Origin of the sequence: Bradyrhizobium sp. S3.12.5 (genome assembly GCF_040548225.1) — a bacterium.
GTDB classification, from domain to species: domain Bacteria; phylum Pseudomonadota; class Alphaproteobacteria; order Rhizobiales; family Xanthobacteraceae; genus Bradyrhizobium; species Bradyrhizobium cytisi.
Genome location: NZ_JBEPRF010000003.1, coordinates 1 through 23,452 on the forward strand (window position 1 = coordinate 1; position 23,452 = coordinate 23,452).

The following is a 23,452-nucleotide window of genomic DNA, read 5'->3' on the forward strand; positions in this document are numbered from 1 at the left end:
GATCGAGCAACATCGGTGTCTCCAGGTTGGGTGGTTTTGCAACTCCAGTCTGGCTCCAGACTCGGTCGCTATCCACCCCCCATGGAATCTTCGCTCTGCTCGCAATGACGGAGGATGCGGACCTTCCGCGAGTCCAGTCGCCACCGCACTTGCAGAAGCTCCCCCCATCATGTTGCCGCCGCGATCGATCGGATAGATTGCAGCATCTGATTCGCATTCCCCTTGAAAAATAGCCCCCGGAGACGCCCCATGAAGATTGCTTCCACCTTGCGTGCCGCGCTCGTCGCCATTGCCGCGCTGGCCGGCCTCTCGACCGCGGCGCAGGCCGATGGCGGCACCGTGGTGCTGACGATCTACAAGGCGGGCTGGTTCATCGGCGGTTCTGGCGGGAGCGGCGTGCTGAACTTCCGCGGCCGCTCCTATTCGCTCTCGACCGGCGGGCTCGATTACGGGCTCGTGTTCGGCGGCTCCAAGACCGTGCTGCGCGGCCGCGTCTCCAACATCAACCGTCCTTCCGATGTCGCCGGCGTCTACGGCGCCGCCGGTGCCGGCCTCGCCGTCGGCCGCGGCGCCCGCGCCATCGTGCTGACCAACCAGAAGGGCGCGGTGCTGGAGCTGTCGGGCTACCAGACCGGCCTGATGGCGAATGCGGATCTGAGCGGGCTTGCGATCACGATGCGGTAGGAACAGGCTGCATCAACATCGTCATTGCGAGCGCAGCGAAGCAATCCAGACCGTCGCCGCGGAAAGACTCTGGATTGCTTCGCTACGCTCGCAATGACGGAAAGGACTACGCGCTCACCATCGCATGAACCCGCTCGCAATGCGCGACGAGGTTGTTCTGCGCATCGACGAACGCCTTCAGCGGCGTCGGAATCGGAAAGTAATAGATGTTCGCGATGAAGCCGTAGATGCCGGCATCGCAGCTGGTCGGCCGCTCGCCATCCACAAAGCCGTTCGCGGGCACGATCTCGGCCAGCACCTGCAAGTCAGCCAGCCCTCGCGCATAAGCCTGCTCGGGCGCGTAGCGGCCGATGCCCTGGTAGTGATAGCGCTGCGCATTGTAGGCCTTCGCCTTCTCGAACCCGGCGGCATCGATCTGCGGATGCTGCGCGATGAAGCCGTCGCGAAATGCGGGATAATAACGCTCGTCCTTCCAGCGCGAATAGGACATCACCCAGTAGAGATCATCCAGCATGCGCGTGACGAAATGATGGGTGCGGCGCTGCGCAGGCGACAGCGCGGCATCGATGGTCAGATGACACTTCGCGATCGCATGCGCGATGATCGTCTCGCTGTCGCCGATGGTCTCGCCGTCATCGACGACATAAGGCAGCTGCCCGCGCGGTGCGGTGGAGGCATCGAACACGTGCTCGTGCACGAACGGCACGCCGGCGAGCTTCAGGAAGGCATAGACCTTGAGCCCATAGCCGTTGTTGTCGGCGACGCCGAACAGTTGCGGGTAGGAATAGAGGGTCAACATGGTGGCTCCGTTTATTCGCGGGCCGGTTCGTCCGCCCGTGTGCCGGTGATGTTCGCTTGTGCGCGCTTGCTGGCGCGGATCATCAAGAACGATCCTGATGTGCCCGGCAGCCGCCAGCGACCGTCGATCTCGGTCGCCTCTCCGTTCATGATGCCGTCGTACTGGACAATGTCGAAGCCGTAACCCGGCGGCTCGTAGCGCTTGACAAAGGACACGACGCTGCCGGCGCGATGGCCCGTGATCGAGGCGCTGTGGGTGCGCAAGGGGCAGCGCGGATTCGAGCAGGGTTCGGTGACGTGGCCTTCGATCGCGCCGCCGGCCTCGACCAGCGTCGCCGTGAAGGTGACCATTCCCGTGCCGGGTTGGATGTAAGTGCCGTCCCAGACACCGGAGAGATCGTCGCTCACAGCAGTGGCTTCCTCGACATGATGAGCGCCGGTTGAGGCCCGGCTGTTCCGTCCCACGTTCTTCCGCTCCAAGTCGTATCGCCGCCGTCACGCCCTTGCAATAGTCCGCACGCGACGTCGATCGATCGGAGGATGCCCGGTATCAACCGTTCGGCGGGCGGAATTTGGAGAGGCAATCGCTGTAGCACTGTGGCCGGAAGCTGGTACATTGATGCTGATTTCCTCACCCCGTCGCGAGAGCTGCGCATGCTCGACAGTTTCGTATGGCCCGAGCCTGACGGGGCTCCCGACGAGATACTGTTCCGCAACGTCCGCGAACACGGCTGTCATCTGATGGGCATCGCCGCTGAGGCGCAGGCCCCGGCTTATGTTTTCTCGATCGGTCTCTACCTCAATTACGCGCACGCCGAACTGGTCTTGTTCGGGCTCGACCCAACAGACGCTTGCGCTGTTATCAACGCCGTTCGCGACCGCGCTGCTGCGGGACAGCGCTACGTCGCCGGCGACGTCTGCGACGACCTTCCGCTCGATCGGAAGGTCTGCTTCGTCGAGGTGCCGCTCGAGGTCTACGATGCCTATCTGGGCACGGCGATCTGGTTCTATGCAAAGCTGCCGCGGCCGTTTCCCTGCCTCCAGATCGTGTGGCCGGATCAGGACGGGCGGTTTCCATGGGAGGCTGGATGCGATGCGCGGCTGAAGGATCATCAGCCGCTGTTGCGGCCGCTTTCGTGAGAGGCTGATCCAGCGTGGTCGCAAAAGGTGCCGTAGGGTGGGCAAAGGCGCGCAAGCGCCGTGCCCACCATCGGTGTCAGTGGTACGCGAGAAAGTTGGTGGGCACGCTTCCGCTTTGCCCACCCTACGAGACTTGCAATAATCCGCGCGCGACGTCGATTAATCGGAGGATGCCCGGCATCAACGGTTTGGCGGAGGCCAGGCAACCTCTCGGGATCGAAAAAAGTGCTGTTCCGCCTGTCGGATCACCGGCCGCGCGTTCGTCCTTCGAGCGACGGCGCGCGCGTGCGCGTCCGGTTTCGCAGAAGGATATCCGCACATGACGTCCATCACGCCGTTTCTCTGGTTCGACAACAACGTTCCGGAGGCCGTCGCCTTCTACAAATCGGTATTCCCCAACGCCGAGGTCGAGACCGTCAGCGACTTCATGGCGGTGTTCGAGCTGGAAGGGCAGCGCTTCAACGCGCTCAACGGCGGGCCGCAGCACCGCTTCAACGAGGCGGTGTCGTTCTTCATCAGCGTGGAGACGCAAGGCGAGGTGGACTATTTCTGGAGCCGCCTCAGCGCCGACGGCGGCGCGGAATCCAAATGCGGCTGGCTCAAGGATAAATTTGGGCTCTCCTGGCAGGTGGTTCCGACAGCGCTTGGCCGCTATCTCGGCGACCCCGACCGGACCAAGGCCAACCGCGTCATGCAGGCCATGATGGGGATGAAGAAGATCGTGATTGCCGATCTGGACAAGGCGTATGCAGGGTGAGAGCTGACGGTGCGGTAGGGTGGGCAAAGGCGCGCTGTTCGCGCGCCGTGCCCACCGCTCTGCCGGATTTGTGGAGAGATGGTGGGCACGGCGCAAGGGCGCCTTTGCCCACCCTACGAAGCCGGCGATCCACTTCGCCAATTCGCCTTGGCATCGCTATACTGCCGACCATCAGCTGGATGGTGATCTCATGGGAAACGAATTGGCGGGCAAGGTTGCCGCCGTGACCGGGGCCGCGTCGGGCATCGGGTTGGCGAGCACTGAAGCAATGCTGGCCGCGGGCGCGCGCGTGGTGATGGTCGACCGCGACGAGGCCGCGCTGAAGGCGGTTGGCAACAAGCATGGCGACGCGGTGATCACGCTGGTTGTCGACCTGCTGGATCCCAGGGATTGCGCAACGCTGCTGCCGCGCGTTCTGGAGACGGCAGGGCAGCTCGACATCCTGCATGCAAATGCGGGCACCTATGTCGGTGGCGATCTGGTCGATGCCGACACGATGGCGATCGACCGGATGCTGAACCTGAATGTCAACGTCGTGATGAAGAATGTGCACGACGTGCTGCCGCACATGATCGCGCGCCGGACCGGCGACATCATCGTCACGAGTTCTCTTGCCGCGCATTTTCCGACGCCGTGGGAGCCGGTCTATGCGTCGTCCAAATGGGCGATCAACTGCTTTGTCCAGACGGTGCGGCGCCAGGTCTTCAAGCACGGCATTCGCGTCGGCTCGATCTCGCCCGGCCCGGTCGTCACCTCACTGCTCGCGGACTGGCCGCCCGAGAAGCTGCACGAAGCCAGGGACTCCGGCAGCCTGCTGGAGGCCAGCGAAGTGGCTGACGTGGTGATGTTCATGCTGACCCGGCCGCGCGGCATGACCATTCGCGACGTGGTCATGCTGCCAACCAATTTCGATCTTTAGGGGGCGTGCTTCGACGCCGCTGTGAAAACCGTCAGCTGCGCCTCGAACGCGCGGCGGAAGGCCGGGCGTGCTTCGCCGCGGGCGACATAGGACGAAAGGGTCGGATAGTCGCCGAGGATGTGCGAGGCATTGTGCGAGGCATTCAGCCTGCGTAGCACGGTCACCATCAGGAGATCGCCGGCGCTGAACACGCCGTCGAGCCAGTCGCCGTCGCCGAGTCGGACCGACAATTCGCCGAGCCGGACACGGACGCGATGGTTGAGGACAGTCAGGCGCTCGTCATACCAGCTCTTGTCACGTTCAAACAGCATCGCCATTCCAAGCTCGACGATCGGCGGCTCCAGGGTGTTGAGCGCGGCAAACATCCACGCGATGGCGCGCGCCCTGGCGTTCGTCCCGGCCGGCAGCAGCCCGTCATGATGCTCGGCGATATGGAGCACGATCGCGCCGGTCTCGAACAGGGTGAGATCGCCGTCCTCGAAGGTCGGGATTTGCCCGAACGGATGCAGCGCAAGATGCGCCGGCTGCTTCATGGCCTCGAACGACACCAGACGAACGTTGTAGGGCTGGCCGACCTCCTCGAGTGCCCAGCGCACCCGCATGTCGCGCGCGTGTCCCCTGCCGCGGTCGGGTGAGTTCCTGAAGGCGGTGATGGTGGGCATGTGGGGTCTCCGGCGTGATGGCATTTGGACCGAGGACGAACGAGCGGAGCGAATTCCGACAGGCTATCCAAATGTCGCGGTGCGTAGGGCAGATTGCGACATGCTGGCGATGATGGACATGCGAAAGATCGAGATCGCGAATCCGGAAAGGGCGCATGCGGGATACGGATGGTGGCGTGCCCCGGACGCAGTGCAGCGCGCCGCCACTTGCGGCGTGATGCGCTGCAGAGCCGGGGCCCACGGAGCATCCATGCCGGAGCTTCTGGGTCCCGGGTCTGCGCTGCGCTTGCCCGGGACACGAGAGCAGAGGGATCCGTTAGTGAGCGGCTTAACGCTCACAAGCGATCCACTCCGCCAGCTCCCGCCACGGCTCCAGCGTCCAATGCCCGGACGCCGCACCGGACGGCGAAGGCAACACGAACACCTCGGCGACCCATCCATCGCGCGGCTGCCGCCCCAGCGAAATCCGGCTCGACGGACTGCCATAAAACAAGCTTGCCGCCTTCTTGCTCGTGAACGCAATCGTCCGCGGTCGATATGTTTCGATCTTGGCCCTGAAGCCGGGCACGTCGATCGCTTCAGCCGCGATCTGGTGATCCATCCCGGCGCCCGACTTGGAGAGATCGGTGAAGCCGATCCCGAGCTCGATCAGAGTCGCGAATTCGCCCGGCTGATAGCGCCGCGGCGTGATCCCGGCGTCGTGGATCGCGCGCCAGAAGCGGTTGCCGGGATGGGCGTAGTAGTGCCCGAGCTCGGCCGAGCGCGTGCTGGCGGCGGTGCCGACGAAAACGAGGCGGAGGTTGGGACGGAGTTGGTCGGGGAGGCGGTGGAGGGAGGGGCTCGACACGTCAATCATCCGGGCTACGCTCGCTATCACGTCCATCTGTCGCGTCTTATACTTCAATGATGAACCGCGAGGATCTAGCCGCCGCCTATGCGGCACCTGGTCGACACTATCACAACCTTGCGCATATCGAGGACTGCCTCGCATTGCTTGCGCGGGTGGATGGTCTCTCGACGCACGAACGCGACATTCTGACGGAGGCGATCTGGTGGCATGACGTCGTTTATGTTCCGTCGCAATCGGACAACGAGGAGCTCAGCGCTCATCTGGCCGAACAGCACGCGCGCGGTGAGATCAGCAGCGAGGTCGGCCGCCTGATCCGCCTGACGCGGACGCACGACGTCAAGGCAGACGATCGCCTTGGCGCCATCCTGATCTCGATCGACCTCAGCATTTTGGGTGCCGAACCGGCGCGTTACGACGCCTATGCCGCAGCCATCCGGCAGGAGTTCCTCCATGTCAGCGATGCCGACTTTCGCGCCGGCCGCGCCGCGGTGCTGCGCAGGTTTGCGGCCCGGGCGGTTATCTATCCAAATGCCGGCTTCGCTAAGAAATATGATCGGCGGGCCCGCGACAATCTTGCGCGGGAATTGGCGTCGTTGAGCTGAGCTGCGTAGGGTGGGTTAGCCGCTCACAAGCGCGGTCGTCCAACACGCAAGAGTGCAAGGCGCAACCCACCACGGCTGGAGAGGTTTTGGATGCAAGGTGGTGGGTTACGCTACGCTAACCCACCCGGGCTTGCTGCGCAGGGTACGTTAATGCAGCCTAGCCCACCAATCGTCCAGCGTCCTGCGTGCTGTCACGAGCATTGGCACAAGCAATCGCCCTGCGACGGTCATGCAGTCGGGGTCGTTCTGCTCTTCCTTCTGCTTGAGGATGCCCGCAGCAACAAGTGCGGCGCGATCATCCGGGCAAAATTCGGATGATTTTCGATCCAACTCCTCAAGGCTGAGTGGAGTTGAGAGAATGCAGGCACCCGTGCCGCTATGACCTGTACGGTACGCGATTGATTTGAGGATCAGCTTGTAAGCGCGGGCCGCCGTGATCTCGCGATCCCACGGAGATTGCAGCCACCAATTGCCAGCGACAATCCGCGCGGTGGAGACGACACCGACGTGGTAGGGCGTCGTTTCGTCGCCAAAGCTCACGGAAAACGCATAGCGCCAATTCCAAGCCTCGACCTTCAGATCGAACGGAACAAGAAGATACTTGAACGAAGGCTCATTTCCTTCGTTCGCTGTTCGCTGGATGAACCTGTCTGCCACCTTGGTGGCCTCGAATTGCGTGGGATTTGCGAGCAATTCGGATCCGAGCGGAAGGTCTAGAGCTTGCACAGAGACGGGGGCGGTGAGCACGCGCCGAAGCGCGCAAACCAACGGTTGAACGAAGTCCGTGCGTTTCAGGTCTGACTGGATGTAGAGCACGACTTCCGCAGGTGCGATCGGCCGGGCAACCTCGCGCGGCTGCTCCTGCGCCAGTGCGCTCGCCGTCGCAGCGAGCAAGAAGGAAAATATCAGATGGTGTAATCTGTGCTTCAAAGGTGCGATATCGCGCGCTTCACATACCCTGTTTTCGATCCTACATCGATATCAATTTAGCGAGCAACCATAAGGTGCGGAGACTTCAAAGGTTGGTTAGCGAAGCGCAACCACCATGTTGAAGAAAGAGCGGATGACGATTCCGCGCTCGCTCTTCCAGCTGTTGTCGATTGCCGCAAACAAAAAAGACCGGGCGCTTCAGCGCCCGGCCTGTCGTTTGGTGGGTGCGCGCTAGCGGCTCACAACACCTTGTTACTCTCCTTCACCTTCTCCGCATCCAGATACACGCTGCTCCCCATCTCCTTGAACTTCGCGCTCATCTGCTTCATGCCGTCTTCGGCGGTGCCGCTCAGCGACATGCCGACCGAGTTCGGATCGTTCAGCGTTGCCGCGTAATCGCGGACGTCCTGCGTGATCTTCATCGAGCAGAATTTTGGGCCGCACATCGAGCAGAAATGGGCGACCTTGTGGGCTTCCTTCGGCAGGGTCTCGTCGTGGAAGTTTTTCGCGGTATCCGGATCGAGGCCGAGGTTGAACTGGTCGCTCCAGCGGAAGTCGAAACGGGCGCGGGAGAGGGCGTCGTCGCGCAGCTGTGCGGCGGGGTGGCCCTTGGCGAGATCGGAGGCGTGGGCGGCGATCTTGTAGGTGATGACGCCGACCTTGACGTCGTTACGATCGGGCAGGCCGAGATGCTCCTTCGGCGTGACGTAGCAGAGCATGGCGCAGCCGAACCAGCCGATCATGGCCGCACCTATCCCTGAGGTGATGTGGTCATAGCCCGGCGCGATGTCGGTGGTCAGCGGTCCAAGCGTGTAGAACGGCGCTTCGCCGCACTCCTTGAGCTGCTTGTCCATGTTGATCTTGATCTTGTGCATCGGCACGTGACCGGGGCCTTCGATCATGACCTGGCAGCCCTTGTCCCACGCGATCTTGGTGAGCTCGCCGAGCGTCTCCAGTTCCGCGAACTGGGCGCGGTCGTTGGCGTCCGCGATCGAGCCGGGGCGCAGGCCGTCGCCGAGCGAGAACGAGACGTCATACTTGCGCATGAGGTCGCAGATCTCGTCGAAATGGGTGTAGAGGAAGCTTTCCTTGTGATGCGCCAGGCACCACTTCGCCATGATCGAGCCGCCGCGCGAGACGATGCCGGTGACGCGGTTGGCGGTGAGGTGGATGTATTGCAGGCGCACGCCGGCGTGGATGGTGAAATAATCGACGCCCTGCTCGCACTGCTCGATCAGCGTGTCCTTGTAGAGCTCCCAGGTCAGCTGCACCGGATCGCCGTTGCACTTCTCCAGCGCCTGATAAATCGGAACGGTGCCGATCGGCACCGGCGAATTGCGCAGGATCCACTCGCGCGTGGTGTGGATGTTGCGCCCCGTCGAGAGGTCCATCACGGTGTCGGCGCCCCAGCGGATCGCCCACACCATCTTCTCGACCTCTTCCTCGACCGACGAGGTCACGGCCGAATTGCCGATATTGGCGTTGATCTTGGTGAGGAAGTTGCGGCCGATGATCATCGGCTCGAGTTCTGAATGGTTGATGTTGGAGGGGATGATGGCGCGGCCGCGTGCGATCTCGCTGCGCACGAACTCCGGCGTGATGAAGGCGGGCACGGAGGCGCCAAAGCTCTCGCCGTCGGCGAGGGCGGCTTCCGCGCGTTCCAGCTGCTCTTTGCGGCCGAGGTTTTCGCGCTCCGCGACGTAGATCATCTCCTTGGTGATGATGCCGGCGCGGGCGAATTCGAGCTGCGTGATCTTGTGGCCGTCGAGGCCGCGCAGAGGCTGGTGATAGGCGGCGAAGGAGCGCGCGGCCTTGTCGGTGGAGACGCTGCCATTGTCCTCCGGCTTGATCTGCCGGCCCTCATATTCCTCGACGCCGCCGCGCTCCAGCACCCACTGTTTGCGGCCGCGGGCCAGACCGGCGTTGACGTCGATGGTGACGCTTGGGTCGGTGTAGGGGCCCGAGGTGTCGTACACCGGCAGGTTCGGCTCGCCGGCACCTTCGGACAGGATGATCTCGCGCAAGGGCACGCGCAGGTCGGGCGCGGCATCGGGCGAGGCGAAGATTTTTCGCGACGAGGGCAGCGGGCCGGTGGTGACGGCGGGAACGGTCTGTTGCGGGTTGGAGCGGATGTTCATGGGGTCCTCCGGTTTAATTTCGGTGCGCGTGCGTTTGAGCGACGGCGGTGAATTCTTGCTCCGTCATTGCGAGGAGCTCTTGCGACGAAGCAATCCAGACTGCATCCGTGGAGGGATTCTGGATTGCTTCGCTTCGCTCGCAATGACGGGTGGTGAGAGTGGGGCCATCACGCAGCCTCCTTCGACTGGCCGAGCCACTGCCGCACGCGGGCGTCCGGGTCGGCATTTTGGGTGACGTCGCTGACGACGGCGATGGAATCCGCGCCGGCGGCAAAGATCTCCGCGGCGTGCTCGAACTTGATGCCGCCGATCGCGACCAGCGGGATGTGGCCTAAGCGCTTCTTCCATTCCGTGATCTTTGGAATGCCCTGCGGTTCGAAGCGCATCGATTTGAGCGTGGTGAAGAAGATCGGGCCGAGCGCGACGTAATCCGGCTTGGCCGCAAGCGCGGCTTCAAGCTCCGCCTCGTCATGCGTGGAGACGCCGAGCGACAGGCCGGCCTCGCGGATCGCCTTGAGGTCGGCGTCGGCGAGATCCTCCTGGCCGAGATGCAGGTATTTTGCGCCGGCGACGATCGCGGCGCGCCAATAGTCGTTCACGACCAGCTTGGCCTGCGTGCCCTTGGTGATCGCCAGCGCGTCGGTGACGACCTGCAGCGCGTCGGCGTCGTTGAGGTCTTTCGTGCGCAGCTGAATGGTGCCGACGCCGAGCTTTGTCAGGCGCTCGACCCATTTGAGGCTGTCGACGACGGGGTAAAATCGATCAGGATACGCGTTGCGATCAGGATACGGCATGCCAGAACGGGGTCCCAACGACAGGGGTTGAAGGAGAGGCGAAGTCGCGGGCGTTCATCAGCCCGGCTTCAAATGCGGTGCGGCCGGCATCACAGCCGAGGCGGAAGGCGTTGGCCATGGCGACGGGATCGGCGGCCTTTGCGATCGCGGTGTTGAGCAGCACGGCGTCATAGCCGAGCTCGAACGCCTCGGCCGCGTGCGAGGGCGCGCCGATGCCGGCGTCGACCACCAGCGTGATATCGGGCAGCCGCTCGCGCATCAGCTTGAGTGCGTCGCGGTTGGTGATGCCGCGGGCCGAGCCGATCGGGGCAGCCCACGGCATCACCACCTTGCAGCCGGCATCGACCAGGCGGTTGGCGACCGAGAGATCCTCGGTGCAATAGGGGAACACTTCAAAGCCGTCCTTGATCAGGATGGTGGCGGCTTCGACCAGGCCGACGACGTCGGGCTGCAGCGTGTCGTTGTCGGCGATGACCTCGAGCTTGATCCAGCTCGTGCCGAACAATTCGCGCGCGAGCTTTGCCGTGGTCACCGCTTCGCGGACGCTGCGGCAGCCGGCGGTGTTCGGCAGCACGGTGACATCAAGCTCGCGGATCAGCTTCCAGAACGCGTCGCCAGTCTTGCCACCGGCGGATTCGCGCCGCAGCGACACGGTCACGATGTTCGAGCCGGAGGCGCGGATCGCGTCCTGCATGATCGCGGGCGAGGGATAGAGCGCGCTGCCGATGAGGAGACGGGAGGGGAAGGTTTTGCCGTAGAAGGTCACCATGTCCGAGGTGTCTCCTCAATTGATGCTGTCATCCCCGCGAAAGCGGGGATCCAGTACTCCGCGGCAGTGCGGCTGGAAACGAGGAGCCGCGGCGTACTGGATCGCCCGGTCAAGCCGGGCGATGACGGCGGGATGTGTGGCGCGCGCCGAGGCGATAAATGGAGTGACATCACTTCACCCTCCCTGCCGCGGCGTGATGATCTCGATCTCGTCGCCCGCGTTCAGCGCCGTCTCGGCCCAGCGGCTTTTCGGCACGACATCGTAGTTGAGCGCGATGGCGAAATGCGTGCCCTCGTAGTCGAGCTCGCTGAGCAACGCGTCCACGCTTGCCGCATTGATCTCGCGCTGCTCGCCGTTAACGATCACGCGCATTGCATCACCTCATTGTCGATCTGGCCGCGCTCGACATAGGAAAGGGTCAGCTCGGCGAGGGCCGGCGCGAGCAGGAAGCCGTGGCGGTAGAGTCCGTTGACGCTGATCTTGCCGCCGCGCACGCCGATGCGCGGCAGATTGTCGGGATACGCGGGGCGCAGCCCCGAGCCGAATTCGACGATGCGGGCCTCGCCAAAGGCCGGATGCACGGCATAGGCTGCGCCCAGCAGCTCCAGCGCCGAGCGGACGCTGACGCCGGTGTCTTTGACGCCGGTGTCTTGGGCCTCGATCGAGGTCGCACCCAGCATGAACAGATTGTCCTCGCGCGGGATCACGTAAAGCGGCCAGCGCGGATGGATCAGCCGCACCGGGCGCGAAAGCCTGACCTCGCTGGTCTCGATCAGGATCATCTCGCCCTTGACGCCGCGCAGCTCGGGCTGTTCCTCGCGCGCGGAGAGGCCGCGGCAGTCGATCACGATGCCATCGAGGCCTTGCAGATCTTGGGCGGTGATATCGCTGCCGAACTTGATGGTGCCGCCGGCGGCGACGATGCGCGCGTGCAGTTTCGGCAGCACGCGGCGCGGCTCGACATGGCCTTCGGTCGGGAAGAACAGCGCATCGCGAAAGCGGCCCTCGAGCGAGGGTTCGAGCTCGGCTAAGGCCGCTGCATCGAGCCGGCGGTGGCCCTCGGTCATCCCTGCAAAGCGCTCAAAGTCGTTGCGCTCGCGCGGATGGGCCACGACGAGCGAGCCGTTGAAGGGGGTATCAGGCAATTCGCGCCGCCAGATGTCGAGCGAGCGCAGGCCGAGGCGGCTGATGATTGGCTCGGCGACCTCCGCCTCGCAATAAGGTGCGAGCATGCCGCCGGCCCAATGGCTGGTGGCGTCGGTCATTCCTGCGTCACTGCGCTCGTGTAGCGTCACGGCATGGCCGGCCTGCGCGAACAACAGCGCATGCCAGGCTCCGGCTATGCCTGCTCCGATGATGGATACCGGAGAATCCGGTCGCTTGGTCGTCTGCAACATCCCTGTCCCTTCGCCGGCATGACCCGGATCAGGTTCAAAGGGTCACCGCGGTCCTGGGCAGGCTTGCTGATTTGCAGGCTTTGCCCATTTAGCGGTATCTCAGCTCCTCCTCGGAGCACCCCTCGGAACGGCTCTAATGTAGGCCAGTGACGGCTGGTGTCAACGCGTTTGGCCCGGAACAGGGGATTACTTGAGTGCCTGCGCCCGCGCGTTGCGGACGTGCTGGACCATTTGTTGGCGCTGCTGCTTTGCAACGTAGTAATAGCCGCCCGCGAAATAACGCACGGCGCGGTCGTGGTCGCCGTTGGCGGCGTGATAGGCGCCGGCGAGGTATTTTACGGCATAGGTGAGGTTGGTGTTGGGGTCGCGCAGGCCGGCGGCATCGCCGGTGTAGCCGAGGCCGCGGGCGGTCGCGAGCTTGATCTGCATCAGCCCGATGGTGCCGCCATGGCCGACCAGGCCGGGCTGATAGCGGCTCTCGCGCATGATGACGCGATGCACCAGCGCCTCCGGCACGCCGTTGGTGCGCGCATGCATGGCGACCATCTCGGCGTATTCGGCCTGGCCCGCAAATGCGGCCTGCGGTGATACCAGCCCGGCCGCGATGAGCGCGACAACGCGTAAAATTTTCATCAGATATCCCCGCGGTTCCTGGGTGACCTGCACTGGAACCGTTAGGACCCTTGAACGCGGCGATGATGTGGCGAAACGCCGCCGATCACGATTTTTGCGACGCAGAGCCGCTGTTACGACGCAATGCTGCCGTAAGGGTTCACCTCGGGTGGAAGACCGCAGCTCGTGACAACGAGCCTGTCTATTCGCGCGCAGACGCGAAAGCGAGTATCAAAACGCTGCAAATCGGGAGAGGTGCCATGACAAAAGCAAACGTGGTGAAGGCACACATCGGCGACATCCCCAGGCGAAATCCCTGTGCGCAATGCGGCACGCCGATCCCGCAACCTGATTGGATCGAACCGGGCGAGGGACGCATCTCATATCTCTGGAATTGCAGCGCCTGCGGCTATCGCTTCGAGGCGATCGCGATCTTTGACGAGATGGAAGTCGAGCACCCGCCGCTCGCAGCCTGAAGCTACGCCGCCAGCCGCGGCTGTTGCCACACCGGCAATTGCATCCGCACGATCAGCCCGTGCGGCGGGCGGTCGTGCAGCGACAGCTCGCCGCCATGGGCGAGCGCGATCGCGCGCGCGATCGACAGGCCGAGGCCGAAGCCGGTGGAATCGTCCATGGTGCGCGCGTCGTCGCCGCGCACGAACGGCTCCAGCATCTCCTGCTTGCGCGCATCGGAAATGCCGGGGCCGTCATCCTCGACGTCGATGATGAGCTTTGTGCCTGACACATCGAGACGGATCGTCACCTCGGCGCCGAAGCGCACAGCGTTCTCGACCAGGTTCGTGACGCCGCGATGCAGATCGTCGGGACGCGCCGCGGCGGTCGCAGATAGCGGGCCTTCGTAGTGCACGACATGGCCCATGTCGCCGAACTGGTCGGCGATCAGCTGCAATGTGCTCGCGATGTCGACCAGCGTGATCGCCTCGATCTTGCGATCGTTGCGCAGCAGCGACAGCACGCTTTCCAGCATCGAGCGCATCTGGTCGAGGTCGATCAGCATGCGCTTGCGGTTGCCCTCGTCCTCGATGAACTCGGCGCGCAGGCGCAGCCGCGTGATCGGGGTGCGCAGATCGTGGCTGATTGCAGCCAGCATCCGGGTGCGATCCGACATCAGCCGCCCGATCCGCTCATGCATGCGGTTGAGCGCGCGGGCGACCAGGCGGATCTCCTCCGGGCCGCGCTCGGGCAGCGGCTCGGAGGTGCCGTCGAGGCTGAAATCCTCGGCCGCCTTGGCAAAGGACGACAACGGCGTCGCCAGCGCGCGCGCCGCCCACAGGCCGAGCACGCTGATGGAGATGAAGGCGGTCAGCAGCGTCACCAGCCACGGTGCGCCCCAGAACCACGGACGCGGGCCGCCGTCGACATGGCCGGCGATCATGGTGCCGTCAGGCAATTGCACGCCGATGCGGTGGGCGCCGCCCTCGGGCGCGAGCTGCACCACCTTGTAGCCGCGGCCGAGATGGCGGCGGAGCCCGTGCAGGTGCTGACTTTCGCTGTCCTCGATCACCGTCGCGGTGCCTGGTGCTGATGTCTCGATGTTGAGCTTCGGGAAGGCGCGCGTGAGATCGGCGATCAGACGCGGCCGGTCGTCCGGCTTGGCCGAGCCAAGCAGCAGCGCGGCATCCGCCAGTTGGGGTGCGCCGTCCGGCGGCGTGTCCGGGCGGTCGGGCCGGCTGATCAGGAACGCGGTGGTGACGACGAGATGCAGCGCGACGGTCGAGGCCAGCACCAGTGCTGCGATCTGCCCGCCGATGCCCTTGAGGTGGAAGAACCCGAACGGCCTCATCGTCTTAACGCCCCGTCAGTTGCTCAGGGGCGTCGTAACCGCTTCCGTTCTGGGCGTAAACAGGTAACCGCCGGAGCGCACCGTCTTGATGATGGTGGGATCGGCCGGATTGGGCTCGATCTTGCGGCGGATGCGGCTGACCAGCACGTCGATCGAGCGCTCGAACGAGCCGGTGTTGCGGCCCTGCGTGAGGTCGAGCAGGCTGTCGCGCGAGAGCACACGGCCGGGACGCTCGCAGAACGTCCTGAGCAGGTCGAACTCGGCGCTGGTCACCGCGACGCGCGCGCCTTCCGGATTGCGCAGCTCGCGCAGCCGCAGGTCGATGCGCCAGCCTTCGAAGGCGAGCGTGGAGGCGCCCTCGATCGAGCTCGCGGCCTGCGCGGAGGCCTGGCGCCGCAGCACCGCGTTGATGCGGGCGAGCAGCTCGCGCGGGTTGAACGGCTTCGGCAGATAATCGTCCGCGCCCATCTCGAGGCCGACGATGCGGTCGACGTCCTCGCCGCGCGCGGTCAGCATGATGATCGGCGTCTGTGCTTCCGCGCGCACCTTGCGGCACAGGCTGAGACCGTCCTCGCCCGGCAGCATGACGTCGAGAATGATGAGATCAACGCGGTGGTCGGCCATGGCGCGCGACATCTCGCGGCCGTCGCTCACAGCGGTAACGTTGCAGGAGTTGTTGCGGAGATATTTCGCAATCAACGTCCGGGTCTCGCGGTCGTCCTCGACGACCAGGATGTTGGGAGAAGAAATGGCCATGAGCCTTGTTTGTCCAAGATTCGGGCCAAAAGGCGAAGATTTTTGTTTCAGATTGTTTCCAAATGTATGTCCGCAACACCCCGCAACGACCGGGTCGTCATACGGCAAGGTCTCGTTAAGCCCGTTAACCATACCGTGGCGCAGTTGGATACGAAACCCGCAAAAACCACGGTGCCATCATGACCTCGATTTCGGCGGCCTCCGCCGGTCATTACCAGTCGCCGCTGCAGAAGCTGCAGCAGGAATTGCAATCGGAAGTGTCGGACGGCACGATCTCGTCGTCGGACCAGTCGGCGCTCACGAGCGCGCTGCAGGACATCGACACGGCGCTTCAGCAGAGCCGCTCCAGCGATCAGTCCGGCGGCACCAAGCCGTCCAAGGACGGCCTGAAATCGAAGATCGACGATCTCATCTCCAGCGAGGTCTCGAACGGGACGCTGACGTCGGACCAGGCCGACGAGCTGAAGGGCGTGTTTCAGTCCGCCTTCGCAAAAGGCCCCGGCGGTCCCGGCGGCGCGGGTGGCCCGCCTCCCGGTCCGCCGCCGTCGGATGACGGCGCTTCGGATTCCGCGTCGTCGACGGACTCGACGAGCAGCAGCTCGACCGAGTCCAGCACGGCCAAGGTCCTCGAGCAGTTCCTCCAGGCCTGCAGCAGTCGCAGTCCTCGAGCTCGTCCTACGGTGCCAATGGCACGACGAGCTCGTCGAGCAGTTCGGATTTTTCGGCGCTGCTGATCGATTACCAGAGCTGACCTGAGCGACGCAGGTCGGCGCGTTCCTCGCCGCGATCGAGCTACATCCCAGGGCGCAAGATCGTCGGCGGGGAACCGCACAAACGTTCTGCGTGACGCAGGAACCTTCCTCGCAACGCAGCGCGACTGCGCAACGAAATTGCCGCAGCACAGGAACTGCCGCTGATCGTGTTTGTTCTCTCCGCACAAGTTTCTGCTGAAGGAGAGGACAACCATGTTGATGAAATCAATCGCCGCCGGCCTTGCCGGCACGGCACTGCTTGCGACCGTTGCGGTTGCACAAAACCCGACGGCCACCAACGACAAGTCGCCAAACGCATCTACCGCGACCACCACAACCACGAGCGCGTCGGGTGATTGGCGCGCATCGAAGATGGCCGGCCTGAGGATCTACAACGACGCCAACGAGAACATCGGCTCGATCAACGACCTCCTGATGGACAAGAGCGGTGCGATCAAGACCGCCGTGATCGGCGTCGGCGGCTTCCTCGGCATGGGCGAGCATCTGGTCGCCGTTCCCTACGACAAGTTGAAATTCACCAATGAGGCGGTGGCCTATTCCGGCGGCGGTACGGCTCCCGGCGCGCCCGGCATGAGCCCAGGCGGACCCGGCACCATGAGCAAGTCGACCACCACCACGGGCGCTGCGACCGGCACCGACAAGACTGCGACGGCGTCGTCTGGCTCGAAGTGGTATCCGGACCACGCCGTGTTCAATGCCAGCAAGGACGATCTGAAGAAGATGCCCGAGTTCAAGTACTCGGAGTAATGCGCTTCTGACCTCCTAAACGAAGCGCGCCCGGTTTTCACCGGGCGCGCTGTCGAGTTCACTTCACCAGCGGGCAGCCGCCCTTGTCGAGCGGGCGGAAAGCTTCGTCGCCGGGCACGGTGGCGATCAGCTTGTAGAGGTCCCACTCGCCCTTGGACTCTTCCGGCTTCTTCACCTCGAACAGATACATGTCGTGGACCATGCGGCCGTCGATGCGGATCTTGCCGTTCTTGGCGAAGAAGTCGTTGACCGGCGTCTTGCGCATCTGCTCCATCACCTTGGGCGCCTCATCGGTCTTGATGGCCTCGATCGCCTTCAGATAGTGCATGGTCGCCGAATAGAGGCCAGCCTGGATCATGGTCGGCATGTGACCGACCTTCTCGTTGAAGCGTTTCGAGAAGGCGCGCGTTTCCTCGTTCATGTCCCAGTAGAACGCATCGGTGATGATCAGGCCTTGTGTCGCCTTGATGCCGAGCGAATGAACGTCGGTGATCTCCATGAGCAGCGCGTTCATCTTCTGCCCGCCTTGCGTCAGGCCGAACTCGGCCGCCTGCTTCAGGGCGTTGGTGGTGTCGCCACCGGCGTCGGCCAGCGCGACCACCTTGGCCTTGGAGGCCTGGGCCTGGAGCAGGAAGGAGGAGAAGTCCGACGAGTTGAGCGGATGGCGGACCTCGCCGAGCACCTTGCCGCCGCTTTCCTTGACGACGTTGGCGGCATCGCGCTGCAGCGCCATGCCGAAGGCGTAGTCGGCCGTGATGAAGAACCAGGTGTCCTCGCCGCGCTTCACCATCGCCTTGCCGGCAACGTTCGACAGCGCGTAGGTGTCGTAGGTCCAGTGCACCGTGTTGGGCGAGCAGGCGGTGCCGGTGATGTCGGAAGAGCCGCCGCCGGAATTGATGTTGATCTTGTTCTTCTCGCGCGTCAGCGCCGAGATCGGCAGCGCGACCGAGGAGGTCGGCACGTCGAGAACCGCGTCCACCTTCTCGTTGTCGTACCAGTTGCGGGCGATGTTGACGCCGACGTCGGGCTTGTTCTGGTGGTCGGCGGAAGCGATCTGGATCGGGACGCCTGCGACCTTGCCGCCGTAATCTGCAACGGCCATCTCGACGGCGGCCAGCGAGCCCTTGCCGGTCGCGTCGGCATAAAGGCTCGACATGTCCGTGAGCACGCCGAGCTTGACGACGTTGTCGGAAATCTGCGCCTGCGCTGCGCCGCAGGTCACGGCGATGGCGAAGCTGGCCGCGACGGCGGCGATGAGTTTTTGCATGTCGTTTTCTCCCTTAGTCTTGTTGTTTGGGCTTTGTTGCAAGGACCGTTCTAGCGGCAAACAGTCGCGGGGGCAAAGCCGGGGAGGCGGGCGGAGGGGTCAGAATAGGTAGGGGGCGGTGGTCTTCGCCCCCAAATTGTCGCGCTTGCGTTGTGAAAGATTTGGGATACTCTCGCAACGCTGCAATTTGTTTTATTCAGTTTTTGAAGGCGCCTCAGATGCGAATTTTTCCGCTCTGTTGGGTTCGAGCATTTGCGTTGTCTCTATTGCTCTTGTCTGTTGCTGTGGCGATCGACGAACCGGTTCTCGCTCAGACTCTTTCTCTCGGGCAGAGCGCGCCTGGGCCTTCTGCTGCGGCTCTCGCGGCGTGGAAAAAGTTCCGGCAAATTATTCCAGAACACTTTCAAGATTGGATTGTGGCTGGAGATGGCCCCCACTTTACGCTCATATATTCGGAGCCACCGCCCGCCTTCAGTGAGGGCCAGTACCGCAGCCTTTTTAAGACTGTATTTCGCGGTCTCACTAGCGTTAGCTTGCAGTCGAGACCGCTGGGTCGAAATGGTCAAGTCTACGATTTTGTTCTTGAACTGGATTCCAGCGCCGCCGGCGTGTCAGGGACGTCCGCGATAGATGAAGGTGTTCGTACGCTAAGTCTTGCCATTTATGGAACGGTGAGCGGCGCACGCGCAATCAAGCTCAATGAGCTTATCGATCATCCGCCTCAAACAAAGGCCCCGAGCTCACTGCCAATCAGCGGGGCTCGGCTCGACAATTGGCTGTTGGGCGACAACGAGGCTATGGAATTCCTATCGCCTGAAACCGGATCAAAGAAAACGCTGTTGCAATTGATGAGCGAAGACAAGTCAGGGAGATACATCTCGCTTGACAATTCCCTTGTCGTATTGCTTGCCGATCTAACTCGTCCCCTTAGCTTTGCAGATGTAACAAATGTTCGAGTGTTTGCCCTTGATAGCGATTTGATACTCGGCGGCGTCGTGGAGATCGGTAAGTCGGTTGCCATAGTAGCGAGAGTCCGACAGGAGTCATGGGTCGACTTTCCCCCATTGCGAGTCGAAGACATCGTTAATTTGATGGTCACAAAAAACGAGGCGCTCGCCCAAAGCTATGATCGAACATTCCCGGGCGCCGGCAGGACTTCCTCCGAAAAAGGTGCCGCCGCGGACTGGGCGCCAAATTACTTGTCAGCGGAGCTGATTAACACCGAATTCGGGTCGATCTTAAATCAGGCGGATGCGATTCTGAAATCGCAATCACTGTCGAACATCGTAAGTTACGAAGGGTATGATATTCAGCCAATAAAAAATCCACCGTACGCAGAGGGCGTTTTTAGTCGACTGCAGGCGGCTTCGCTCGTGTTTAACTTCAACACTGTCGGCGCAGGTCACTGGCTAATTCGCAAAGATGGTCGGCGCATCTTCGCGCTAAATCGTGCGGGCAGTTTCAGCGTGACATACTTGCCTAGCGCGACAGGAGTTTCATCAACCCTGGCGGGGTCAGACGCGGTAGTGGAAGCCGAGCGTGTCTACACCGCTTGGTTCAATGGTGCTCACAGTAAAACACTCACGCGATCTGTACAGTATATGGCTCTCTACCAGAGCTTTCAAAGCACGGTGTTGCGAGGGATTGTCCCTTACACCGATCGAGAGAAAGCATTTGAATCGATCGGAGACTCGCTCAAGCGGGCGATTGCAAAGCAATTCTCGGCCTGCATCGAAGAACTTGGTGCGAAAGATTTAAAATTTTTGGACATGATCGCTGCGGAGTACCGCACGCTGGTGTTTCAAAGCGGACTCGGTGGGCTGGGAACTAATCCGCCATCGTCGAAGGAGGAATGGGTAACGCGCGCTGCTAGAGCGGCGGTAGCTATGCGGTACGATGGCAATCTGTCGGGAGCAACGATCGAGAGTCTGGGCAAGACGATTGAAGGACTACGTTTACAATATGGAAATGTACTGCGGGCGTACAATCAAGATTGGCAGAGTTACGATCCGTTAAGGCAGGCTTTCGACGAATATTTCAAGAAATATGAATGTGAGCTGTCGTATTCGCCAAATCGTCAAGGTTTAAAGGCGTGCCGGAATACTCACGGGCTTACTCGTGATCAAGCGGCAAAAGCTGGCCAGCGGCTTAGTCTCTATGAAATAGATCATCAAAGCGACGCGACGAAATTTGATCGCGATAAGAAGCCTCTGGAAGCTCTCAAAAATAAACTTGATTCGGAAGAAAGCGCATTAACGGCGACGGTGGGCGAGGCGCAGCGGCTCCAGAAGAAGCGGATCGACGCTGCTTCGCCCCTTTATCAAGACAGGTTAACCGTTGAGGTCCTTACGGCTCAATGTGGTCAGAATCAACCCAACTTTCGACAGAATATCTTGAGCGAAGTTGAGTCACATGCCATCGAGCATTTGTCTCCTGATGCATTCTTTTCGGTACGAACCCCGACAATCGTCCGCTCCAGTAATCTTTCAGAGCGCTTCGTTGGCGGGCATAATGTCAATAGACAGCCCTACATAGTGGACATCGATCCAGGTCTCTCGAAGGGGCAGTTTGTATCTGCGGACGGGAAGCTCCGAATAAGCGCCGGTGATTCGGACTTCATGAGCGAGATTGCTTCCAGCATGTCGCGCGCCGCCGATGCAGACGCGAACACGCAAGCGAGAGCCTTCGCGGCGGCGTTCACGACCGGGCAACCGGCGATCACCGACCGTGGAATGGCTCTCGGAGTTCTGCCGTCCACAATTACCTCGTCGGACCGAGCGGAGAGTACTAGGGTAAATTTGGCGGCGTCTGCAGGATCTGCGGCGCATTCAGTCAATGGAGAACTAAGCGCAATTCGTATCGGCCGGACAGGCGGCGGCCAGCTTTACTTTGAGGAGACCGCAAGCGGTATAGCCCAACAGGTCGCGGTCTATGGCGCTTACGGCATGCCATCTATTATTGAGGGGCGCTCAAGAGGCAAGCCGTCAATGACTGTAGTGCTCGATGGGTCGTTGTCAGCTCGCGACGTTGATGCGGTCATTGCAAACTACAAAACGGCAGCGCCGCAAACGCAAGCCGGAGGCGGTGGAGGCGGTTGGCGCATTCCGCCTGCTGAAACGTCTGCACCTGCGGCAAGTCCGCAACAACCGCCGAATCAGCCTCCGCTAAGCAAAGGAGGGGCAACCACGAGCGGTGGGGGCGGCACGCCCCGATTGGTCTTCTTCGTCGACGAGGCAACGGGACGAAGGCGGACGATCGTTGAGACGACGGACGGGCGAGTCGAGTTGGAGGTTTCGAAGGAGGTTAGCAGAGAGGAGATCCTTAAGCTTGTCACCCAGGAAATCGAAAGCGGCGCAAGCATTCTCCTCGATGCCACAAAGACCTATGTTAACGGGCGAGGCGCGGTATTGTTGGTAACAGGCTTCCACATAGAGCAGATAAAGCCGATTTTGGGAGATCTTGCTGCGCGAGCGCGCAAGCGGGAGGCTCCTGATGGCAGTATCGTCGAACGAATACGAAATGCCGTCACAACGGCATTCGCACGTACAAAGACGAAGCGAAGCGATCGCCCGGCTCAGATCGTTGATTTTCTAGTAGAAGTGAAGGCCGGGATAAAGCGAGAGGCGCCCGAGTATGAAGTGTCGGGGAGACTTGACATGACACGAGGCGGCCTACGCTTTGTTCTGCGGCTGAACAAGCTGTCGCCAGAGCAGGCCCTATAAGGCTCTGACCGCCATGGGCAAGAAAGCAAAGATATCGCTACTCACGGCACTTCCACATTCGTTAGCCGATGTGGAAGCATCCGCCAGCGACCCACAAAACGACTATGTGGTAAATCAACTGCTCAAATACTATTCGCCGAAGGATGTCTGGCGGTTGGTCGGCCCGCACCTAGGGGGCGCTGCGGAAGCCCTTTTTGAATGGTGTGGCAAGAACTGCATAACCGTAGTTCGCAAAGCGACACTGAATAATGTTCGGACGGCGGCAGCAGCCAGCGACGTTGTAATTGTCCTCGCCCACTGGAAAGGAGCTGCCGTTCGATGGACCGACTTAACGGCACCAGTGAACCAGCTAGGTCAATCCATCCAACTCTGTCAGTCCATTGGAATACTTGGTCTCAAGGCAGCGCCACTCGTGGCCGAAGCGAGTGAGGACGATTCTCGTGCAAAGTTGGCGAATTGCCTGACGATGGCTATTCGTCGTTGGCCTAAATGGCTCGACTTAGGGTTACAACCCGCTCAGACAGCTATGATATCCAATTTTTTCGCCCAAAGCATGGCTCGCGAACGGATCGATGAGATATTCGGAGGCGGTATCTTGCCGGGAGCTCGCTTAGAGTTGAATGACGGATTGTGGCGTCCTGCCGACATAGCGAATTGCTTCCCACTTGGGTGGAGCGGAATTTGCGATTTTGCGTGTTGCACATCCTCGTATCTTTCGGACGTGGTGAAGAGCCATCACGGGAACGCAATATTCCGTGCGGACTCGCGCATACTTCGACCAGAGACCGTCATACGCGCGACGCGATCCATCTTGGAAAAAGTACGTTCCGGAACGCGCGACTACGTGTCCGCCGCTTATGAGGCTAACGAGGAGTACGGAGATCTGTGATGATATTAACTGTCACCGGCCTTGCGGGTCAGCCTGGAGGCTTAGGCAACGAGACGGCGTCCGCTTCTGCGGCTGTGTGGAGCTACAGTCGGTTGCCATTGGTTACTTTAACGTCGCTAGCCGCCACCATGGCCGCATTCGGTATCGCCGGCGTCGGCTGGCATCTGGCCAATAGTAACGCCGCTATGGCGTTGGTTTCACTTCTAATAGCGGCGACTGGATTCTATCTTTTTCTTGGAACCCAGAAAGAATTGTCCAACCTCGAGTTTCTTGCGAGCCACGCCGCTAAGTTGAACAAGCTAGCCAAAGATGAGCTTCTGAAGCAAATCATTGCCGAGAATTCGAACTCGATCTTTCGATTAGTCGAAGCCCTTTTGCGATTCATAGAAAGAACGTCGTCGCAGAAGGCAAACCGCCGGATGGCGTCGCGGCGCTAACAAAG

The 23,452-nt window shown here is 61.8% G+C and carries 24 protein-coding genes, 1 pseudogene and 1 riboswitch; of the genes and pseudogenes, 11 read left to right on the forward strand and 14 right to left on the reverse strand.

The genetic code is table 11. The features are described 5' to 3' along the window. Positions 1-249: 249 nt before the first annotated feature. Positions 250-684, forward strand: coding sequence for a hypothetical protein (locus ABIC09_RS04115; protein WP_148750574.1), 435 nt, complete (start codon positions 250-252; stop codon positions 682-684). Between the two features lie 106 nt (positions 685-790). On the opposite strand, the gene ABIC09_RS04120 is transcribed toward ABIC09_RS04115, so the two are convergent. Both ABIC09_RS04120 and ABIC09_RS04125 read right to left on the reverse strand, forming a co-directional pair. Continuing rightward, the gene (locus ABIC09_RS04120; protein WP_354108478.1) at positions 791-1,483 is read right to left on the reverse strand and encodes a glutathione S-transferase family protein; all 693 of its coding nucleotides are present in this window, start codon (positions 1,481-1,483) and stop codon (positions 791-793) included. 11 nt (positions 1,484-1,494) lie between these two features. After that, positions 1,495-1,947: a hypothetical protein gene (locus ABIC09_RS04125; protein WP_354108479.1), complete on the reverse strand. Its 453-nt coding sequence runs from the start codon at positions 1,945-1,947 to the stop codon at positions 1,495-1,497. A gap of 189 nt (positions 1,948-2,136) precedes the next feature. On the opposite strand from ABIC09_RS04125, the gene ABIC09_RS04130 reads away from it, so the two are divergent. The 3 genes from ABIC09_RS04130 (at position 2,137) to ABIC09_RS04140 (ending at position 4,298) form a co-directional block, all read left to right on the forward strand. Then, positions 2,137-2,622: a DUF4262 domain-containing protein gene (locus tag ABIC09_RS04130; RefSeq protein ID WP_148750572.1), complete on the forward strand. Its 486-nt coding sequence runs from the start codon at positions 2,137-2,139 to the stop codon at positions 2,620-2,622. 319 nt (positions 2,623-2,941) lie between these two features. Further along, a complete protein-coding gene (locus ABIC09_RS04135) occupies positions 2,942-3,379 on the forward strand; it encodes a VOC family protein (RefSeq protein WP_354108480.1) in 438 nt (145 codons plus the stop codon). A 190-nt stretch (positions 3,380-3,569) separates the two neighbouring features. Then, entirely contained in the window at positions 3,570-4,298 is a 729-nt protein-coding gene (locus tag ABIC09_RS04140; protein WP_354108481.1) for an SDR family oxidoreductase, read from the forward strand. On the opposite strand, the gene ABIC09_RS04145 is transcribed toward ABIC09_RS04140, so the two are convergent. Both ABIC09_RS04145 and ABIC09_RS04150 read right to left on the reverse strand, forming a co-directional pair. Next, positions 4,295-4,960: a glutathione S-transferase family protein gene (locus ABIC09_RS04145; protein ID WP_354108482.1), complete on the reverse strand. Its 666-nt coding sequence runs from the start codon at positions 4,958-4,960 to the stop codon at positions 4,295-4,297. The two genes, ABIC09_RS04140 and ABIC09_RS04145, sit on opposite strands and share 4 nt — an antisense overlap. 328 nt (positions 4,961-5,288) lie before the next feature. Further along, entirely contained in the window at positions 5,289-5,816 is a 528-nt protein-coding gene (locus ABIC09_RS04150; RefSeq protein ID WP_354108483.1) for a mismatch-specific DNA-glycosylase, read from the reverse strand. A gap of 47 nt (positions 5,817-5,863) precedes the next feature. Here ABIC09_RS04150 and ABIC09_RS04155 point away from each other — a divergent pair, with 47 nt between their 5' ends. Continuing rightward, positions 5,864-6,412 (forward strand): HD domain-containing protein, encoded by a 549-nt coding sequence (locus ABIC09_RS04155; protein WP_354108484.1) that lies wholly within the window; start codon positions 5,864-5,866, stop codon positions 6,410-6,412. A gap of 147 nt (positions 6,413-6,559) precedes the next feature. Here ABIC09_RS04155 and ABIC09_RS04160 read toward each other — a convergent pair whose 3' ends face one another. The 7 genes from ABIC09_RS04160 to ABIC09_RS04190 all read right to left on the reverse strand — a co-directional run bounded on the left by ABIC09_RS04160 (position 6,560) and on the right by ABIC09_RS04190 (position 13,073). Beyond that, the gene (locus tag ABIC09_RS04160) at positions 6,560-7,306 is read right to left on the reverse strand and encodes a hypothetical protein (RefSeq protein WP_354108485.1); all 747 of its coding nucleotides are present in this window, start codon (positions 7,304-7,306) and stop codon (positions 6,560-6,562) included. Between the two features lie 275 nt (positions 7,307-7,581). Further along, on the reverse strand, positions 7,582-9,480 hold the full coding sequence (thiC, locus tag ABIC09_RS04165; protein ID WP_354108486.1) for a phosphomethylpyrimidine synthase ThiC: 1,899 nt from the start codon (positions 9,478-9,480) through the stop codon (positions 7,582-7,584). Positions 9,481-9,647: 167 nt separating this feature from the next. Continuing rightward, on the reverse strand, positions 9,648-10,274 hold the full coding sequence (locus tag ABIC09_RS04170; RefSeq protein ID WP_148750564.1) for a thiamine phosphate synthase: 627 nt from the start codon (positions 10,272-10,274) through the stop codon (positions 9,648-9,650). Then, positions 10,261-11,043: a thiazole synthase gene (locus tag ABIC09_RS04175; RefSeq protein ID WP_354108487.1), complete on the reverse strand. Its 783-nt coding sequence runs from the start codon at positions 11,041-11,043 to the stop codon at positions 10,261-10,263. The genes ABIC09_RS04170 and ABIC09_RS04175 overlap by 14 nt, the downstream gene beginning before the upstream one ends. A 174-nt stretch (positions 11,044-11,217) precedes the next feature. Beyond that, a complete protein-coding gene (gene thiS, locus ABIC09_RS04180; RefSeq protein WP_148750562.1) occupies positions 11,218-11,415 on the reverse strand; it encodes a sulfur carrier protein ThiS in 198 nt (65 codons plus the stop codon). Then, a complete protein-coding gene (locus ABIC09_RS04185) occupies positions 11,406-12,440 on the reverse strand; it encodes an FAD-dependent oxidoreductase (RefSeq protein WP_354108488.1) in 1,035 nt (344 codons plus the stop codon). The genes thiS and ABIC09_RS04185 overlap by 10 nt, the downstream gene beginning before the upstream one ends. After that, positions 12,428-12,573: riboswitch (TPP riboswitch) on the reverse strand. It overlaps the preceding gene by 13 nt. A 53-nt stretch (positions 12,574-12,626) precedes the next feature. Continuing rightward, entirely contained in the window at positions 12,627-13,073 is a 447-nt protein-coding gene (locus ABIC09_RS04190) for a transglycosylase SLT domain-containing protein (protein WP_502917639.1), read from the reverse strand. Positions 13,074-13,312: 239 nt separating this feature from the next. Here ABIC09_RS04190 and ABIC09_RS04195 point away from each other — a divergent pair, with 239 nt between their 5' ends. Further along, positions 13,313-13,528: a hypothetical protein gene (locus ABIC09_RS04195; protein WP_187434762.1), complete on the forward strand. Its 216-nt coding sequence runs from the start codon at positions 13,313-13,315 to the stop codon at positions 13,526-13,528. Positions 13,529-13,530: 2 nt separating this feature from the next. Here ABIC09_RS04195 and ABIC09_RS04200 read toward each other — a convergent pair whose 3' ends face one another. Further along, positions 13,531-14,856 (reverse strand): ATP-binding protein, encoded by a 1,326-nt coding sequence (locus tag ABIC09_RS04200; protein WP_354083506.1) that lies wholly within the window; start codon positions 14,854-14,856, stop codon positions 13,531-13,533. 15 nt (positions 14,857-14,871) lie between these two features. Next, positions 14,872-15,612 (reverse strand): response regulator, encoded by a 741-nt coding sequence (locus ABIC09_RS04205; RefSeq protein WP_148750558.1) that lies wholly within the window; start codon positions 15,610-15,612, stop codon positions 14,872-14,874. 179 nt (positions 15,613-15,791) lie between these two features. Between ABIC09_RS04205 and ABIC09_RS04210 the strand changes: the two are divergent. Further along, positions 15,792-16,363: pseudogene (locus ABIC09_RS04210) on the forward strand (hypothetical protein). Between the two features lie 214 nt (positions 16,364-16,577). After that, positions 16,578-17,132 (forward strand): PRC-barrel domain-containing protein, encoded by a 555-nt coding sequence (locus ABIC09_RS04215; RefSeq protein WP_354108489.1) that lies wholly within the window; start codon positions 16,578-16,580, stop codon positions 17,130-17,132. A 58-nt stretch (positions 17,133-17,190) separates the two neighbouring features. Here ABIC09_RS04215 and ABIC09_RS04220 read toward each other — a convergent pair whose 3' ends face one another. Beyond that, positions 17,191-18,399, reverse strand: coding sequence for an ABC transporter substrate-binding protein (locus ABIC09_RS04220; RefSeq protein ID WP_354108490.1), 1,209 nt, complete (start codon positions 18,397-18,399; stop codon positions 17,191-17,193). 218 nt (positions 18,400-18,617) lie between these two features. Between ABIC09_RS04220 and ABIC09_RS04225 the strand changes: the two genes are divergently transcribed. The 3 genes from ABIC09_RS04225 to ABIC09_RS04235 are packed head-to-tail and all read left to right on the forward strand — an operon-like array spanning position 18,618 to position 23,447. Further along, positions 18,618-22,121 (forward strand): hypothetical protein, encoded by a 3,504-nt coding sequence (locus ABIC09_RS04225; RefSeq protein WP_354108491.1) that lies wholly within the window; start codon positions 18,618-18,620, stop codon positions 22,119-22,121. Between the two features lie 13 nt (positions 22,122-22,134). Beyond that, entirely contained in the window at positions 22,135-23,010 is an 876-nt protein-coding gene (locus ABIC09_RS04230; RefSeq protein WP_354108492.1) for a hypothetical protein, read from the forward strand. Beyond that, a complete protein-coding gene (locus ABIC09_RS04235; RefSeq protein WP_354108493.1) occupies positions 23,010-23,447 on the forward strand; it encodes a hypothetical protein in 438 nt (145 codons plus the stop codon). Before ABIC09_RS04230 ends, ABIC09_RS04235 begins: the two co-directional genes overlap by 1 nt. The last annotated feature ends 5 nt before the right edge of the window (positions 23,448-23,452 follow it).